This is a genomic window from Marinobacter halophilus (assembly GCF_003007685.1).
Lineage (GTDB): Bacteria > Pseudomonadota > Gammaproteobacteria > Pseudomonadales > Oleiphilaceae > Marinobacter > Marinobacter halophilus.
Genome location: NZ_PXNN01000009.1, coordinates 107,479 through 124,845, shown reverse-complemented (window position 1 = coordinate 124,845; position 17,367 = coordinate 107,479). Strand labels below are relative to the sequence as shown.

At 57.5% G+C, this 17,367-nt stretch carries 11 protein-coding genes; 2 read left to right on the top strand and 9 right to left on the bottom strand.

Annotated features, from left to right (window positions below):
* The first annotated feature begins 270 nt into the window (after nucleotides 1-270).
* The gene (ettA, locus tag C7H08_RS06035; RefSeq protein ID WP_106670844.1) at nucleotides 271-1,932 is read left to right on the top strand and encodes an energy-dependent translational throttle protein EttA; all 1,662 of its coding nucleotides are present in this window, start codon (nucleotides 271-273) and stop codon (nucleotides 1,930-1,932) included.
* A complete protein-coding gene (gene radA, locus C7H08_RS06030) occupies nucleotides 1,932-3,314 on the top strand; it encodes a DNA repair protein RadA (protein WP_106670843.1) in 1,383 nt (460 codons plus the stop codon). The genes ettA and radA overlap by 1 nt, the downstream gene beginning before the upstream one ends.
* A 150-nt stretch (nucleotides 3,315-3,464) precedes the next feature.
* On the opposite strand, the gene C7H08_RS06025 is transcribed toward radA, so the two are convergent.
* From C7H08_RS06025 to C7H08_RS05985, 9 genes are all read right to left on the bottom strand, one after another.
* Nucleotides 3,465-3,833, bottom strand: coding sequence for a PilZ domain-containing protein (locus tag C7H08_RS06025; RefSeq protein ID WP_106670842.1), 369 nt, complete (start codon nucleotides 3,831-3,833; stop codon nucleotides 3,465-3,467).
* A gap of 292 nt (nucleotides 3,834-4,125) precedes the next feature.
* Nucleotides 4,126-5,190, bottom strand: a complete 1,065-nt coding sequence (gene hemE / locus C7H08_RS06020) for a uroporphyrinogen decarboxylase (RefSeq protein ID WP_106670841.1) — start codon at nucleotides 5,188-5,190, stop codon at nucleotides 4,126-4,128.
* 126 nt (nucleotides 5,191-5,316) lie between these two features.
* Nucleotides 5,317-6,735: an FAD-dependent oxidoreductase gene (locus tag C7H08_RS06015; protein WP_106670840.1), complete on the bottom strand. Its 1,419-nt coding sequence runs from the start codon at nucleotides 6,733-6,735 to the stop codon at nucleotides 5,317-5,319.
* A gap of 80 nt (nucleotides 6,736-6,815) precedes the next feature.
* Nucleotides 6,816-11,270 (bottom strand): glutamate synthase large subunit, encoded by a 4,455-nt coding sequence (gltB, locus tag C7H08_RS06010; protein ID WP_106670839.1) that lies wholly within the window; start codon nucleotides 11,268-11,270, stop codon nucleotides 6,816-6,818.
* A 177-nt stretch (nucleotides 11,271-11,447) separates the two neighbouring features.
* A complete protein-coding gene (locus C7H08_RS06005; RefSeq protein WP_106670838.1) occupies nucleotides 11,448-12,875 on the bottom strand; it encodes an AAA family ATPase in 1,428 nt (475 codons plus the stop codon).
* A 40-nt stretch (nucleotides 12,876-12,915) separates the two neighbouring features.
* Nucleotides 12,916-14,007 carry a 3-dehydroquinate synthase gene (aroB, locus tag C7H08_RS06000; RefSeq protein WP_106670837.1) on the bottom strand — a complete coding sequence of 364 codons (1,092 nt, stop codon included), beginning with the start codon at nucleotides 14,005-14,007 and terminating at the stop codon, nucleotides 12,916-12,918.
* Entirely contained in the window at nucleotides 13,976-14,566 is a 591-nt protein-coding gene (gene aroK / locus C7H08_RS05995) for a shikimate kinase AroK (RefSeq protein ID WP_106670836.1), read from the bottom strand. Before aroK ends, aroB begins: the two co-directional genes overlap by 32 nt.
* Nucleotides 14,567-14,692: 126 nt before the next feature.
* Nucleotides 14,693-16,807: a type IV pilus secretin PilQ gene (locus tag C7H08_RS05990; protein WP_106670835.1), complete on the bottom strand. Its 2,115-nt coding sequence runs from the start codon at nucleotides 16,805-16,807 to the stop codon at nucleotides 14,693-14,695.
* 17 nt (nucleotides 16,808-16,824) lie between these two features.
* Nucleotides 16,825-17,367 carry a pilus assembly protein PilP gene (locus tag C7H08_RS05985; RefSeq protein WP_106670834.1) on the bottom strand — a complete coding sequence of 181 codons (543 nt, stop codon included), beginning with the start codon at nucleotides 17,365-17,367 and terminating at the stop codon, nucleotides 16,825-16,827.

The following is a 17,367-nucleotide window of genomic DNA, read 5'->3' as shown; positions in this document are numbered from 1 at the left end:
TACCGACACGGCAGCTGTGCGGGATTTCGCTCAATTGCTATCGCTGACCGGTTTAGATACCTTAGCCGATCAACGTTCAAAGGTGTCGCCTTGGCAGTGGCGGCCTTCGGGGTGGGCGTTCCGGGATACACTGTGAATACGTCCCTGTACGCTCCGCAAAAACATCCCTGTTTTTGAGGATCCCGGATCGCCCACCCCGAAGCCCTTGGCCCGGCACCTGTCGTGTTTTCTGTGTTTTCGACGCGAATTTCGGATAAGGATTCTGCCAATATGGCCCAGTACGTATACACCATGAACCGCGTAGGCAAGGTGGTTCCACCCAAGCGGGAGATCCTGAAAGACATTTCCCTGAGCTTCTTCCCGGGCGCCAAGATCGGCGTGCTGGGCCTTAACGGCTCGGGTAAGTCCACCCTCCTCCGCATTATGGCGGGTGTAGACCAGGATTACATCGGCGAAGCCCGTCCACAACCCGGCATCAACGTGGGCTACCTGCCCCAGGAACCAGAGCTGGACGAGGAAAAAACCGTCAAGGAAATCGTGGACGAGTCCGTTGCCCACGTCCACAACGCCCTTGCTGAACTTGACCAAGTGTACGCCGCTTACGCCGAACCGGATGCCGACTTCGACGCCCTCGCCAAGAAGCAAGGGGAGCTGGAAGCGGTAGTGCAGGCCACCGATGGTCATGACATCGAACGTAAGATGGAGGTGGCTGCCGACGCTCTGCGCCTCCCGGCCTGGGACCAGAAAGTCAAAATCCTTTCGGGCGGTGAACGCCGCCGGGTTGCGCTGTGCCGCCTGCTGTTGTCCGGCCCTGACATGCTGCTGCTGGACGAGCCTACCAACCACCTGGATGCAGAATCCGTGGCCTGGCTTGAGCGCTTTCTGCACGATTACGACGGCACCGTGGTCGCCATCACCCACGACCGTTATTTCCTGGATAACGTTGCCGGCTGGATTCTCGAGCTGGACCGTGGCCACGGCATTCCGTTCGAAGGCAACTACAGCCAGTGGCTGGAGAACAAAGAAAAGCGCCTGGAAATGGAGTCCAAGCAGGAGGCCACACACCAGAAGGCCATCAAGCAGGAGCTCGAGTGGGTACGCTCCAACGCCAAGGGCCGCCAGTCCAAGAGCAAGGCCCGCCTGGCCCGCTTCGAGGAGATGAGCTCCCAGGAGTTCCAGAAGCGCAACGAAACCAACGAGCTGTACATCCCACCCGGGCCTCGCCTGGGCGGCAAGGTGATCGAAGTCGAAGGCATCAGTAAGGCTTTCGACGACCGCCTGCTGTACGAAAACGTCTCGTTCAGCGTTCCGCCCGGCGCCATTGTCGGCATCATTGGTGGTAACGGTGCCGGTAAATCCACGCTATTCAAGATGATCGCGGGCATGGATCAGCCAAATTCCGGCACCATCACCGTGGGTGAAACCGTGGAACTGGCCTACGTCGATCAGATGCGCGACCTGGACGGCAGCAAAACCGTGTGGGAAGAATTGTCCGACGGCAACGACATCATCAAGGTGGGCAACTACGAGACGCCGTCCCGTGCTTATGTCGGCCGCTTCAACTTCAAGGGCACCGACCAGCAGAAGCGGGTGGGCGACCTGTCCGGTGGTGAGCGTAACCGCCTGCACCTGGCCAAGCTGCTGAAACAGGGCGGCAACGTACTGCTGCTGGACGAACCCACCAACGATCTGGACGTGGAAACCCTGCGCGCGCTGGAAGAAGCGCTGTTGAATTTCCCAGGCTCGGCCCTGGTGATCTCGCACGATCGCTGGTTTCTGGACCGTGTCGCCAGCCACATTCTGGCGTTCGAGGATGACGGCGAGGTAGTGTATTTTGAAGGTAACTTCACCGACTACGATGCTGACTTCAAGAAGCGCAAAGGGGAGTCTGCCATGCAGCCCAGGCGCATGAAGTACAAGAAGCTGGCGTAATGGCAAAACCCAAAACCGCCTTCGTCTGTACCGAATGCGGCGCAGACTATTCCAAATGGCAGGGCCAGTGCACGGCCTGCCAGGCCTGGAACACCGTCAGCGAAGTGCGCGGCGTCTCCGGCGGCAACAGCAGCAAAGGCGTCCGCGGCATCCGTTTCGAGGGTTACGCCGGCAGCCTGTCGGAAGTGAAAAGCCTGGACCAAGTCAGCCTAGCCGAACAGTCCCGCATCAGCACCGGCATGCAGGAGTTCGACCGGGTGCTGGGTGGCGGCCTGATCGAAGGCTCGGCGGTGTTGATGGGCGGCCATCCGGGCGCCGGTAAGAGTACCTTGCTGCTCCAGGCCGTGTGCCAGCTGGCCGCCCAGCACCCTGCCCTGTACGTCACCGGTGAGGAATCCCTGCAACAGGTGGCCATGCGCGCCAAGCGCCTGGGCTTGCCCACCAAAGACCTGAAAATGCTCTCGGAAACCAGCGTGGAACGCGTAATGCAGGTGGCCGAAGCCGAAAAACCCCGGATTCTGGTGGTGGACAGCATTCAGGTAATGCACGTGGCTGAGATCGAATCCGCGCCAGGTTCGGTCTCACAAGTGCGTGAGAGCGCTGCTTATCTGACCCGCTTTGCCAAACAGACCGGCACCATTCTGTTTCTGGTCGGCCACGTCACCAAAGACGGCAGCCTGGCCGGCCCGAAAGTACTTGAGCACATGATTGACTGCTCAATCCTGCTCGAAGGCTCCAGCGACAGCCGCTACCGCACCCTTCGCGGCATCAAGAACCGCTTCGGTGCCGTCAACGAGCTGGGCGTGTTTGCGATGCTGGAGCAGGGCCTGAAGGAAGTGAAAAACCCCAGCGCCATCTTCCTGAACCGCGGCGAAGAAGCTGCGCCAGGCAGTGTGGTGATGGTGGTGTGGGAAGGCACAAGGCCGATGCTGGTGGAGATCCAGGCCTTGGTCGATATGGCCCAGGGCAGTTACCCAAGGCGGGTCGCCGTTGGCCTGGACCAGAACCGCCTGGCGATGCTGCTGGCCGTGCTGCACCGCCACGGCGGCCTGCACGTGGCCGATCAGGATGTGTTCGTGAACGTGGTCGGTGGCGTCAAAGTCAACGAAACCAGCGCTGACTTGGCCCTGCTGGCCGCCGTCGTGTCCTCCTTCCGCAACCGCGCCCTGCCCCAGGATCTGGTGATTTTCGGCGAAGTCGGCCTGTCCGGCGAAATCCGCCCGGTACCCAGCGGCCAGGAACGCATTTACGAAGCCTCAAAACACGGCTTCACACGAGCTCTCGTACCCAAAGCCAACGCGCCCCGCAAACCGGTGGAGGGCATGAAGGTGATACCGGTGACCAAACTTTCGGATGCGCTTTCGGCTTTGGAGGAGCTTTAGGGTTCCTCTCTAGCTTGCTCGCTGCGGTGCATATGGCTATTGCTGGGACTTCCTTCCAAAAAACGCTACGAGCACATCCATGGCCTCCGAGATTTTTGGAAGGAAGTCCCAGCAATAGCCACCCAGCCTTTGGAATTGTCCGCCACAAACTCAATCAATCAAATGAGCAAGTTCTCGCTCCAACAAAGCCTGATCGCCTAAGTTCAACTCCACCAAACGCTTCAGATGCGTGGCGCTTTCAAGATCAATGTACTGACACCGAAACCCCAGACGCTGATCCTCGACGTGCTTTAGCTCCACCGCCATAACAATCGCAGCTTCACGCTCGTTCAGGTGCACCACCAGCTCGCAAGGCTTGTTTAACGGAACAGCCCAGCCGTCCGGTCGCTGAACCAGAACGCCTTTCAGAGAAATATCCAACACCTCCGTCGACCACACTTGATCCTGACAGTGCAGCTCACAAGGTGCGTCAAAATTGATCCGGTGGAAACGGCGTTTTTCAGATGTTTTGGTGGCCAAGGGACAGCTCCAGATCGAAGGTCACAACTCTCTATGACTATAGACCGGACACAAACATGAAGCCAGTCATTAGGTCGCCGCACATAAGCGGATACGGCATAGAGGGGAAGGATATTTCCAGAGGATTCATAAGCGGGCTAGTGGGACGGCCTCCGAAAAATCTCGGAGGCCAGGGATGGCCGGAGCGAAGCGCTCAGGGATGAGCTCGTAGCGTTTTTTCGGAGGCCGTCCCACCAGCCCGCGAACACCGAACTCGCAGGCCACCAAAGAACGGCCATCTCCCAAACTCAGATCACTGGTGATACTGCCCGCTAAGCTCAACAACCGCCTCGATGAAGGCGCCCGCATGCTCCGGGTCCACATCCGGCGTAATGCCATGGCCAAGGTTGAAAATGTGCCCGGGGCCAGAACCGTAGCGCTTCAGAATATCCGCCACTTCCTCGCGAATCCGCGCCTTCGGTGCGTACAGCATCGCCGGGTCCATGTTGCCCTGCAACGCCACCTTGTCACCGACACGGGCGCGCGCATTGCCGATATCCGTGGTCCAGTCCAGACCCACCGCATCGCAACCGGAATCGGCAATGGACTCCAACCACTGACCACCGTTCTTGGTGAACAGAACCACCGGCACCCGCCGACCCTCGGCTTCGCGAATCAGTCCCGCCACGATCTTTTTCATATAGCGCAGGGAGAACTCCTCGTAAGCCCACCCGGTCAACACACCACCCCAGGTATCAAAAATCTGCACCGCCTGGGCACCGGCCTTGATCTGACCGTTCAGGTAATCAATGACCGCATCCGCCAGATGATCCAGCAACCGGTGCATCACCTCCGGCTGGCCGTACATCAGCTTCTTGGCTTCCGAGAAGGTCTTTGACGAGCCACCTTCGATCATGTAGGTGGCCAGGGTCCAGGGGCTGCCGGAAAACCCGATGAGCGGCACCCGCCCGTTCAGCTCCCGACGGATGGTGGAAACCGCGTTCATCACGTAATCCAGATCCGACTCGGCGTTCATTTTCGGCAAAGCGTCTACGTCCGCCTCGGATCGGATCACCTTGCGGAATTTCGGGCCTTCGCCGGTTTCGAAATACAGGCCCAGACCCAAAGCATCCGGAATGGTCAGGATGTCGGAGAATAGAATGGCTGCGTCCAGAGGGTAGCGTTCCAGAGGCTGCAGCGTAACCTCGCAGGCTAACGGGGTGTTCTTGCAAAGACTGAGAAAGTCACCGGCCTGGGCCCGGGTGGCCCGGTACTCCGGCAGATAACGGCCGGCCTGGCGCATCATCCACACCGGGGTGCGGTCCACAGGCTGGCGCATCAGGGCGCGCAGGAAGCGGTCATTCTTCAACTCAGTCATAAGGTTTCCCGTTCTCGTCGGTAAATGGTCAGAGACAATGGGGAGCAATGATACCCCGTTTGCGCTAATAAAAAAGGGCGGCTTTCCAATAGAAAGCCGCCCTTCTGACACCGGTCAAGCCGCTAATCAGACATCCAGATAATCCATAATACCTTCGGCGGCCTGGCGGCCTTCCCAGATGGCGGTAACCACCAGGTCAGAGCCGCGCACCATATCACCACCAGCAAAGATCTTCGGATTGCTGGTCTGGAACGGGAACTCGGTCTGCTCCGGCGCGGTAACACGGCCAGAGTCGTCGGTTTTTACCTCAAACTCATCAAACCAGTCTGCCGGGCTCGGGCGGAAGCCAAAGGCCACCAGTACCGCATCCGCAGGAATCACTTCCTCACTGCCGGCAACCACTTCCGGGCGACGGCGACCGTTCTCGTCCGGCTCGCCCAGTTGGGTGGAGACAACCTTAACGCCTTCCACCCGGTCCTCACCAATGATCGCGATCGGCTGACGGTTGAACATGAACTTCACGCCCTCTTCCTTGGCATTGGACACCTCGCGGCGGGAACCGGGCATGTTCGCCTCATCCCGGCGATAGGCGCAGGTCACGCTTTCCGCCTGCTGGCGAATCGAGGTGCGGTTGCAGTCCATGGCGGTATCACCACCACCCAGAACCACCACCCGCTTACCTTTCATATCGATGAAGTCAGCCGCTTTCTTCTCGAAGCCAAGTCGACGATTGACATTAGAAACCAGGAACGGCAAGGCGTCGTGAACACCGGGCAGTTCCTCACCGGGGAAGCCGCCTTTCATGTAGGTGTAGGTGCCCATGCCCATAAATACGGCATCAAACTCTTCCAGAATGCTCTTCAATTGAACATCCTTACCCACTTCCGTGCTCAGCCGGAATTCAACGCCCATTTCCTCGAACACCTTGCGGCGCCGGGACATGACCGACTTTTCCAGCTTGAACTCGGGAATACCGAAGGTCAACAGACCGCCGATTTCCGGGTAGATATCGAACACCACCGGCTTAACGCCGTTGCGCACCAGTACGTCAGCACAGCCCAGACCGGCCGGGCCGGCGCCGATGACGGCCACCTTCTTGTCGGTCCATTTTACCTTCGACATATCGGGCTTCCAGCCCAGGGCGAAGGCGGTGTCGGTGATGTACTTCTCGACCGACCCGATGGTGACCGCGCCATAGCCGTCATTCAGGGTACAGGCACCTTCACACAGACGGTCCTGTGGGCACACGCGGCCACACACTTCAGGCAGGGAGTTGGTCTGGTGGCACAGTTCAACAGCCCTCATGATGTTGCCTTCCGACACCAGCTTCAACCAGTTCGGAATGTAGTTGTGTACCGGGCATTTCCACTCACAGTAGGGGTTACCACATTCCAGGCAGCGATGAGATTGAGACGCTGCGTGGGTTTCTGTGAACGGGTGGTAGATTTCCCCGAACTCTTTCTTGCGCTTCTTGGCAGGCACTTTCTTGGGGTCAACCCGCCCGACTTCCACAAACTGAAAGTCATTATTGAGACGTTCTTTCATGTTGCTACTCTCATCAGCTCGATTTCGACGGGGGCAGCACCCTATCGGGTGCTGCCCATCAATCACTCTATACCCTGACCTTATTCCGGACGGGCACGGGTGCTTGCCAGCAGGCTGCGCAAATTCGCGGCCTTGGGCTTAACCAGCCAGAACCGGCCGATGTAATCGTCGAAATCTTCAAGAAGGTGCTCTGCCCAGGCACTTCCGGTTTCTGATATGTGCTCCCGAATCACACCGCGGAGGTGGTTCCGGTAGGCTTCCATGTCTTCCCGTGAAATGCGCTGGATCTCAACCAACTCATGGTTGTACTTGTCCACAAAGGTGTTGTCCAGGTCGAGCACGTAGGCAAATCCACCGGTCATGCCAGCGCCGAAGTTTGGACCGGTCGCACCCAGAACGGTTATCAGGCCGCCCGTCATGTATTCGCAGCAATGATCGCCAGCGCCTTCGACAACCGCGTGAGCACCTGAGTTACGTACCGCAAAACGCTCACCGGCCGTGCCAGCCGCGAACAATTTGCCGCCGGTGGCTCCGTACAGGCAGGTGTTACCGACGATGGAGGTTTCCTGGGTCTTGAACTCGCTGCACCGGGGCGGCTTGACGACCAGCTTGCCGCCAGTCATGCCTTTGCCCACGTAGTCGTTGGCATCACCTTCCAGAATCAGGTTCAAGCCACCCACGTTCCATACGCCGAAGCTCTGACCGGCAGTGCCGGTGAGATCGAGCGTAATCGGAGCATCCGCCATACCTTGATTGCCGTGCAACGCGGCAATCTCACCAGACAAACGCGCACCGATGGAACGATCACAGTTGGTCACCTTGTAGCTCCAGGCACCCCCGGTCTTCTCAGTAATGGCGGCCAGGATGTCTTTGACCATCTGCTCTGCCAGCCTGCCCTGATCGAACGGCTGGTTACGCTCAACCTGGCAGGTCTGCGGTTTATCAGCCGGGATATGATCGTTATGCAGCAAACGCGACAGATCGAGCTTTTTCTGGCGTTCGGTGTCACCTGGCAGCCGCTCAAGCAGATCAACACGGCCCACCAGTTCTTCCAGCGTGCGCACCCCCAGCTTTGCCATCCACTCCCGGGTTTCGGCCGCCACAAAGCGGAAGAAGTTCATGGCCATCTCGACCGTGCCTTTAAAGTGCTCTTCGCGCAGGTATTCGTTCTGCGTCGCGACACCGGTGGCGCAGTTGTTCAGGTGACAAATACGCAGGTATTTACAGCCCAGCGCCACCATCGGTGTGGTGCCAAATCCGAAGCTTTCCGCGCCCAGAATCGCACCTTTCACCACGTCCAGACCGGTCTTGATGCCACCATCAGTCTGCAGGCGGATCTTGCCGCGCAGGTCGTTGGCGCGCAACGCCTGCTGGGTTTCGGTCAGGCCCAGCTCCCAAGGGGAGCCGGCATAACGGATAGACGTCAGTGGGCTGGCCGCAGTACCACCGTCATAGCCAGACACCGTGATCAGATCGGCGTAGGCCTTGGCGACACCGGCGGCAATGGTGCCAACACCCGGCTCGGACACCAGTTTCACCGACACCAAAGCTTGCGGATTTACCTGCTTCAGGTCGAAGATCAGCTGCGCAAGATCCTCGATGGAATAGATATCGTGGTGCGGCGGCGGCGAAATCAGGGTGACACCTGGCACCGAGTAGCGCAGGCGGGCGATAAGGTCATTGACCTTACCACCGGGCAGCTGGCCACCTTCACCGGGTTTGGCGCCCTGGGCCACCTTGATCTGCATGACATCGGCGCTGCGCAGATACTCGGCGGTAACGCCAAAGCGACCAGAAGCTACCTGCTTGATCTTCGAGCGCCGGTTGGTACCGTGCCGTGCCGGGTCCTCACCACCCTCGCCCGAGTTGGAACGACCACCCAGGGTATTCATCGCCACCGCCAGCGCCTCATGGGCTTCAGGAGACAGCGCGCCCAGAGACATGGCGGCAGAGTCAAAGCGAGGGAAAATGTTTTCCACCGGCTCAACCTCCGACAGATCAATCGGCTTGATATCTTTCTTGAATACCAGCAGATCGCGCAAGGTGGCAACCGGGCGTTCATTCACCAGAGCCGCGTATTCCTGGTAGTGGCCATAATCACCACTGGTCACGGCATCCTGGAGCCTGGCCACCACGTCCGGGTTGAAGGCATGGTATTCCTGGCCGTGCACGTATTTAAGCAGACCGCCCTGAGACAACGGCTTGCGCGGTTTCCAGGCGACAGCGGCCAGCTGCTCCTGGTCCTGCTGGAAGTCGTAGAAGTCTGCGCCTTGAATGCGACTTGCGACACCCCTGAAGCACAGATCAACCACGCTGTCTGCCATACCGATCGCTTCAAACAGCTGCGCGCCACGATAAGAGGTAATGGTGGAAATACCCATCTTGGACAGAATCTTCAACAGGCCCTTATTGATGCCTTTGCGATAGTTATTCTTGGCCTCAATCGGATCCATCAACAGTTCGCCGGTCCGGATCAGGTCGTTCAGTACCTGATAGGCAAGATACGGGTAGACCGCGGTCGCACCAAAGCCGAACAACACTGCAAACTGGTGAGGATCTCGTGCCCAGCCTGTCTCTACGATGATATTGGAATCGCAACGCAAGCCTTTCGCGACCAGATGGTGATGCAGGGCACCGGTTACCATCATTGCGTTTACCGGTAGCTCGCCTTCGGTCAGGTCCTTATCGCTCAGGATCAGCAGCACTTTGCCGTCAGCAACCGCTTGCTCAGCCTCGTCACACATCCGGCGAACGGCTTGCTCAAGGCCTTCCTCCGGACGGTAACTCATGGAGATCCTGGCCACTTCAAAACCCGGCCGGTCGTTGTTACTGAGCCGGAGGAATTTGGTTGGTGACAACACCGGAGTGGTCAGGATAATGCGGTTGGCATGGCCCGGGGTTTCCTCGAACACGTTCTGCTCAACACCAAGGCAGGTCTCCAGCGACATCACAATGGTTTCACGCAATGGGTCTATCGCCGGGTTGGTAACCTGGGCAAACTTCTGGCGGAAATAATCCGACACGTGCCGAACCTTACTCGAGAGCACTGCCATCGGAGTATCGTCACCCATGGAGCCAACGGCTTCCTGGGCACTTTCAGCCAGCGGCCGCAACACCTGATCTCGCTCTTCAAACGAGATACTGAACATCTTTTGATGAACCAGGAGTTCATCCGGCTCCATCAGTTTGAATTCCGGCGTTGCCTGGTTGAGTGTTGTTTCAACCCGCAGCGAATTCTCTTTCAGCCAGCGCTTGTAGGGCTGGGCTGTTTTCAGGCGCTGATCGATGTCCCGGGTATGCAGAACTTCACCGGTGTCGGTATCAATCGCCAACATCTGACCCGGCCCTACCCGCCCCTTGGCAACCACATCTTCCGGCTGGTAACCGTGGGTGCCCACTTCAGAGGCCAGCGTGATGAAATCGTCTTTGGTCACCACCCAGCGCGCCGGTCGCAGGCCGTTGCGATCGAGCATACACAACGCATACCGACCGTCCGACATAACAAGGCCAGCAGGGCCGTCCCAGGGCTCCATGTGCATGGAGTTGTATTCGTAGAATGCCCGCAACTGGGAGTCCATGGTGTCTACATTCTGCCAGGCGGGCGGGATCATCATCCGCACCGCCCGGAACAGATCCACACCACCCGCCAGCAACACTTCCAGCATATTATCCATACTGGATGAATCAGAGCCGGTCAGATTAACCAGCGGCTGCAGGGTTTGCAGATCCGGCAGGTCGGGCGAGCTGAACTTGGCCGCCCGGGCAATGGCCCAGTTGCGGTTGCCATCCACCGTGTTGATTTCACCGTTGTGAGCCAGGAACCGGAACGGCTGCGCCAGTGGCCACTTAGGCATGGTGTTGGTCGAAAACCGCTGGTGAAACACGCAAATCGCGGTTTGCAGATCAGGATCGCCCAGGTCTTTGTAGAAGTTGGCCAGATCGGCCGGCATCATCAGGCCTTTGTAGGCCAGCGTACGATGTGAAAGACTGCAGATATAGAATTCAGTGTCTTCCGCCTCAGCCATATCCCGCTCGGCATGACGACGACCAACAAACAGACCGATGGCGAATTCTTTTTCAGATTTGCCGCCGGGCTCAACGAAGACTTGCTCAATGCGCGGCAGGCAATCCAGCGCCATCGGCCCCAGACAGCTGTCATCAACCGGCACTTCGCGCCAGCCCATGATTTCCAGCCCCTGCTCAACCAGGCGTTTCTCAATGGCAGCACGTCCGGCGGCCGCTTTACTGGCTTCCTGAGCTAAAAAAACCTGGCCAACTGCAAACATGTCGCCAGGTTTTTTGCCGAACGCCGCCTCAGCAGCTTTACCAAGGAAGGCCTTGGGGCTCTGCAGAAGCAAGCCACAACCATCACCGGTTTTGCCATCAGCGGCGATGCCGCCCCGGTGAGTCATACAGGTCAGTGACTCAATGGCGGTTTGTAACAACTTATGGCTCGCCTCGCCCTTCATGTGGGCAATCAGGCCAAAACCACAGTTGTCCCTGAACTCATCGGGATGATACAAGCCTGTTGTCATAAGCGTTCTCTCGCGTGTAAATGCTTTCCCGCCAGTCATTTTCGCACCAATTCAGTGCGAAAAACGTACTGACACCGAAAAAAGGGGGAAGCGATTTTACACACGTGAAACTACGTATTCAATTTTTTTCGCCGATTGGGGCTCACATAAGCCAGCTTGCGCACCAAAAAGGTGCAATCAGTAGCTCTCAAACGACCTCACCCAAGGCTCTCGGACACCAAGCGCAGCCGGGATCTCTGATACAGACGCCCGGGCCGCTTCACGACTCTGGTATTGGCCATATACCAGCATGAACCAGGGCTCACCCTGACGCTCTCCGAGCGTGTAACTGATCCGGGTGTTTCCCGGTGCGCGCTCAAGCACATTCAGCACCGTGCGCTCTTGATTGCCGGCAACTAACTGCAGGGTCCAGCCCTCACGAATCCTGAGATCATCGAGGGGCACAAAATATTCCGGCTTTTCCGGCGTGAAGGCTGGCTCTGGCTCTGGCTCTGGCTCTGACTCTGGCTCTGGCTCTGGCTCTGGCTCTGGCTCTGGCTCTGGCTCTGGCTCTGGCTCTGGCTCTGGCTCTGGGCGAGCATCGATGGGCTGAACAGGCTCAGTCAAGTCTGGCTGCACCGGCTCTGCCTCACTATTTGCGACCTCAGGACCAATAGTAATGCTTCGTCGAATCGGCTCCGGCTGGAATTCTTCTGTGCCTGCATCCGCCATGGATTCATCATATTGCCGGGACACGAACCACCAGGACGTCGCAAGCAGAATAAGCGCCAACGCCGGCCAGCGAAAGGTGACCAGTGGCGGCCATTTGCGAGCGGGGCCCGCTACCCGCTGCCCTGAAACCATATCCAGCCATATACCAGGCGCGACACGCTTCAGCCGCCCGAAGCTGCCCTGGCTCAGGGCATGCAGCTGTTTGAGCCGGGCCGCCGACAACAGTTCCTCCTTTCGCCCTCCGGCGCGGTGAATACGGGGCTCGAGATAGGCCGCAATGTCATCACGGCTCAAAGGGGGCAGACTGATATGATGAACGTGGGCAGAAAGATCTTCAGGACGAAACTCGCTTTGCAGCCCTTCGGCACCAGCGAACACCAATGTCGCCGCCAGCGAACGGTCTGCAGCCAGATAACCAGACAACAGCAGGTTCAGCAGTTCTGGGGCCACCCGTTCGGCATCATCCAGAATCAGAACCAGGCGTTGTCCACGCTGAGCGCGCGTCTCCGACCAACGAAAGAAACGGTATACCAGTTCTCGAGGCTCCGCATCGGCTGGCACACCTGAGCGGGCGATCTTTCCGAGATCTCGGGCCAGAGCCTGACTACTGGTCAGAGCCGCTGAGGGAATTCGATGAAAATCCAGACGCGACGACTCACTGCGAACCAGCTCTGCGAGAATTCGGGTTTTACCCGCGCCAGGAGCTCCGGTGATTAGTAACGCCATGTCACCAAAGCCACAGAGGTGGCGGAGAGACTCCAGCGCATGATGACGCATCGCGTCCGGATAGAACGGGGTTTCGAGGTCCAGCGGATTTTCCCGCAAGCCATAGCGTTGCTGGAGACGAGGGAAAAGCCCGCCATCCTCTACTGTGTTCAGGTTATCCTCAATCACTACTCGTCCCTGCCTGCTGCTGGCTTACCAACCGTCACCGTTACGAACGGGTAAATTCCAACAAGGTATCCTTGAGATTTTGCGGTGCTGCATCGGCGGTGACAAAGGCATCACCCAACGAGCGCATCAGCACCAGTCTTAGCCTGCCATCGACATTTTTCTTATCCACCGCCATCCGAGACATGAAGTCTTCAGGGCTCATTCCCTTAGGTGGCCGCTCCGGCAAGCCAGCCCGATGAATCAGCGCTGCTGCCCGTTCGTGTTCCTTCTGACCGATCATCCCCTCCCTTAAAGAAAGGTCGGAGGCCATCAGCATGCCCGTGCCGACCGCCTCGCCATGCAGCCAGTTGCCGTAACCTGCATAGGTTTCTATGGCGTGACCGAAAGTATGACCAAGATTCAGGATCGCTCTAAGCCCGCCTTCCCGCTCGTCCACCGCAACCACCTCTGCCTTGCACAGGCACGAACGGTATATGGCTTCACCCAATGCATCTGGCTCCAGACGCCTTAGCGCATCGATGTTGCCCTCAAGCCAGCCGAGAAACGATTCATCGCGGATCAGGCCATACTTGATAACTTCCGCCAGCCCTGCAGACACTTCGCGCGCCGGCAAAGTGGACAATGAATCGGTATCAATCAGCACAATGTTGGGCTGATGAAAAGCGCCCACCATATTCTTGCCCAGCGGATGATTAATCCCGGTCTTGCCACCCACCGAAGAGTCGACCTGTGATAACAGCGTGGTCGGAATTTGAATGAACGGCACGCTCCGCTGATAACACGCGGCAGCAAACCCTGCCATATCTCCAACCACGCCACCGCCCAGCGCAACCAGGGTGGTTTGCCTGGAATGCTGCCGCTCGAGCAACCGGTCAAAGATAAGATTGAGGGTTTGCCAGTCTTTGTATTTCTCACCGTCTGGCAAAGTGACCACATCCACGCATTTTCCGGGAAAGCAGGCAACAGCTTGTTCAAGATACCGAGGGCCAACCGTCTCGTTGGTCACAATCATCACCTGATTACCGGCAACCCACGGCGTCAAATCGTAGTTACCGAGAAGCCCCTGACCAATGATGATCGGATAGCTTCGCTCACCCAACTCAACCTTCAGCTCTTTGAGGACCTTGTACATGTTCACGACCTTCTTTTCGTCTTTGCCGTTTGTGTCTGGGGGTTTTTGGATTAATACGGTTGACCAGTTGACGCACCACCAACCGAGGACTCTTGCGATCGGTAAACATCACAATATCAGCTAGCTTGGTGTACAGGGGATCTCGAATGGCGAACAGACTCCGCAGCACACCCTCCGGATCTTCATTCTGGAGTAACGGTCTATTGCGGTCTTTACGGGTACGCTCCACCTGCTGCTCGATAGAGGTTTTCAAATACACTACGACGGCGTTCTTCTTAAGCAACGGATGATTTTCAGCGCGCATTACTGCACCGCCTCCGGTTGCAAGCACCGTTGCGGTTGTCCCCGAAAGCTCATCCAGCATTGCCGTCTCTCTTAACCGGAACCCACCCTCTCCTTCAACGTCAAAAATCCACGGAATATTTGCCCCACAACGTTCCTCGATGATCCGGTCCGAATCCAGAAAGCGATAACCCAGCTCTTTCGCGAGCATACGGCCAATCGTACTTTTCCCAGCCCCCATGGGGCCGACCAAGACAACGCGTTCGGGCAAAGACATAATTTCCGCTCAACAGGGTTCAGGCGGGTGAGAATAGCACAGGGCAGGCCTTTCCATAAGTCGCGGCTGCTGATCCAAACAAAAAAGCCGCCGGTGTTAGCGGCGGCTTTTTTGAGACTGAACCGGTTACTGGATCAGGTCATTTTTAATGATCTTCGGCGTAATGAAGATCAGTAACTCACTGCGCTCATCAATGTTCTCGGTCCGCTTGAACAACCGCCCAAGATAAGGAATGTCACCGAGGAATGGCGTTTTGGTTGTCTGTGTCGCCACCTCTGACTGGAAGATACCACCCAGAACGACGGTTTCGCCATTGGCAACCAATACCTGAGTTGTCACAGAGTTGGTATTGATGGACGGAATACCGGCAGTCACCTCACCCCGTGAATCCTGATTGACCACCAGATCCATAATGATCTTGTCATCCGGTGTGATCTGTGGGGTAACCTCCAGAGACAGTACCGCCTCTTTGAACTCTACGTTGGTTGCACCGCTGGAGGTGGCTTCCTGGTATGGAATTTCTTCACCTGACTTGATCGACGCGCTCTGGCGGTCGGCCGTTACCACCCGCGGCTGAGAAACCACTTCAGCACGACCATCGGTCTCCAGAGCAGAGAGCTCCAGATCGATCAGGAAGTCATCGCTACCCCAGCCGATGGCAAAGGAAGAGGCGCCGTCACCGGTGACACCCAAATCAACACCCAGCGCGCCCGGGAAAGAAATTGCACCGCTGCCGCCTGCGGCCGCATCTCTCGATTCCTGAAGCGTACCCAAAGACCCGCCGATGCTGACAACGTCATTGCCGCTTACGTCGTAGGCAGCACCACCCCAACGGACACCCAGATTTTCGGCAACGTTGGTCTGCGCTCGAACAATGCGGGCCTCGATGGACACCTGGCGCACGGGAACATCCCAGGTGCCGACCAGACGACGGATCTCTTCGAGCTTCTGAGCCGTTTCACGAACGCTAATGGTGTTGGTGCGCACGTCTGAAGAAATGAAGCCGCGGGAAGATATCAGCTCTTCATCGGCCCTGATCAACTCAACAATGTCAGCAGCCTTGGCGTAGTTGACCTGAACGATATCCAGGCGAACCGGCGCCAGCTCGGCAATTTGCTTGCTGGTTTCCAGTTCGAGCTTCTCGCGAGCCGCAATTTCCTCGGCCGGTGCAACCAGCAGAACATTACCAATCTGGCGCTGATCGAGCCCTTTGGTTTTCAAAATCAGATCAAGCGCCTGATCCCACGGAACGTTCTGCAGCCGCAAGGTAATGCTACCACCCACGGTATCGCTGGCCACCAGGTTTAATCCGGTAAAGTCGGCAATCAACTGAAGGACTGAACGCACTTCAATATCCTGAAAGTTCAGAGACAGCTTCTCTCCCGTGTACGGGAATCGCTCTTCGCGACGGGAATCCGCCTCTTCTTCAGACAGCCTTTCCACGCTAACAGTAAATTCACGACCTGACTGATAAGCGATGTAGTCATAGTCACCCTCTGGGCGAATTTCAATGATCGCACTGCCATCTTCAACGAAGGTATCGATGCGAGTTACCGGCGTCGCGAAATCTGTGACATCCAGTCTCCGACGAAGATCCGCCGGAACTTGCAACCCGGGCATGGTCAGCCGGATCCGGCCAGCCTGCTCAGACAGGTTAACCGCGGCGGTGGCGCTTCCCAAATCCACAATCACGCGACCTTCCCCGTCCTGGCTACGGCGGAAATCAACGCCAGCCAAGGCATTTTGCCCAGACTGACCCGAAGATGCGGGCTGGCCCTGCGGCGACTGTGCCGCCACGGCAGGCGCGCTGCTTGCACCGCCAATTGTCATTACCAGAGAGTTGTTCTGCCTGATCGTTTCATGAGGAACCAACTCAACCAGGTTGAAAATCAAACGGGTACGGTCTCTGGTTTCCACCACGGTAACGCTCTGAGCGTTACCTGAACCCAGTGGAATACTCCGCTGATTCAGCCCACTGGTGGTGTCCTGTAAATCAACGGCAATCCTCGCAGGACGCTCGATCGTGTAGCCAGTCGGCTCGGGCGGCGGGCCGTCAAACTTCATGGTTACTTCCAGTCGCTCACCTGGCAGCGACGAAAACGATACGTCTTCCAGCGTGACCGCGCTGGCCAGGCTGCTCCATAACCCGATGGCGATTACGCCCACGCAGACATTGAGTTTTTTGAACATCGCTAGCCTCGACCTTGAACCATTTTGTTCGTGCATGTTTTTTTCAATCATTTTTATCGCTCCTGGCCCTATCCTTCATCCAAAGACAGGGAGCGTGGGCGTTCAACCCACCCACCGCGGCCGTTTGGAACGATTTCAATCAATTCAATCCGGGTTTCACTAACGCCGACGATACGGCCGTAGCTCTGACCCATGTAATTGCCCGTTCGTACCCGATGTATGCCACCGCTGGCGTCGCGAATCAGGGCAAACAGGCCGCCTTCAAGGCCTTGTAGTGTGCCAACCATGACCAGGGACTTGAGATCGAAGTTCTCAAGCACCTCTCTCGGTCGGTCCAGGTCGGGCTCCACGTCGCTGACCGGCTGCTCATCAACCATCGTCAGCTGAACATCGACCGGCGCTTCGAACGGTGCTCTGCGATCCGCCGCCGAATAACTGAAAGCCTCATAAGCCTTGAACTCGGGCAAGGGCTCTACGTGACCCCGAGGCTTGGCCCGGGTATCCGACATGAACTTATCCAGATCAGAGAAACCGTTGCCCTGGGAACAAGCCGTCAACAAAGATGTCAGGCACACAGCCAACAAGGCTTTACCGGCATGCTTTACTGTCAT

Excerpts from the sequence above, each read along its gene's own strand:
- ettA (WP_106670844.1), top strand. The coding sequence starts at position 271 with ATGGCCCAGTACGTATACACCATGAACCGCGTAGGCAAGGTGGTTCCA.
- radA (WP_106670843.1), top strand. The coding sequence starts at position 1,932 with ATGGCAAAACCCAAAACCGCCTTCGTCTGTACCGAATGCGGCGCAGAC.
- hemE (WP_106670841.1), bottom strand. The coding sequence starts at position 5,190 with ATGACTGAGTTGAAGAATGACCGCTTCCTGCGCGCCCTGATGCGCCAG.
- C7H08_RS06015 (WP_106670840.1), bottom strand. The coding sequence starts at position 6,735 with ATGAAAGAACGTCTCAATAATGACTTTCAGTTTGTGGAAGTCGGGCGG.
- gltB (WP_106670839.1), bottom strand. The coding sequence starts at position 11,270 with ATGACAACAGGCTTGTATCATCCCGATGAGTTCAGGGACAACTGTGGT.
- aroB (WP_106670837.1), bottom strand. The coding sequence starts at position 14,007 with ATGTACAAGGTCCTCAAAGAGCTGAAGGTTGAGTTGGGTGAGCGAAGC.
- aroK (WP_106670836.1), bottom strand. The coding sequence starts at position 14,566 with ATGTCTTTGCCCGAACGCGTTGTCTTGGTCGGCCCCATGGGGGCTGGG.
- C7H08_RS05990 (WP_106670835.1), bottom strand. The coding sequence starts at position 16,807 with ATGATTGAAAAAAACATGCACGAACAAAATGGTTCAAGGTCGAGGCTA.
- C7H08_RS05985 (WP_106670834.1), bottom strand. The coding sequence starts at position 17,367 with ATGACAGTAAAGCATGCCGGTAAAGCCTTGTTGGCTGTGTGCCTGACA.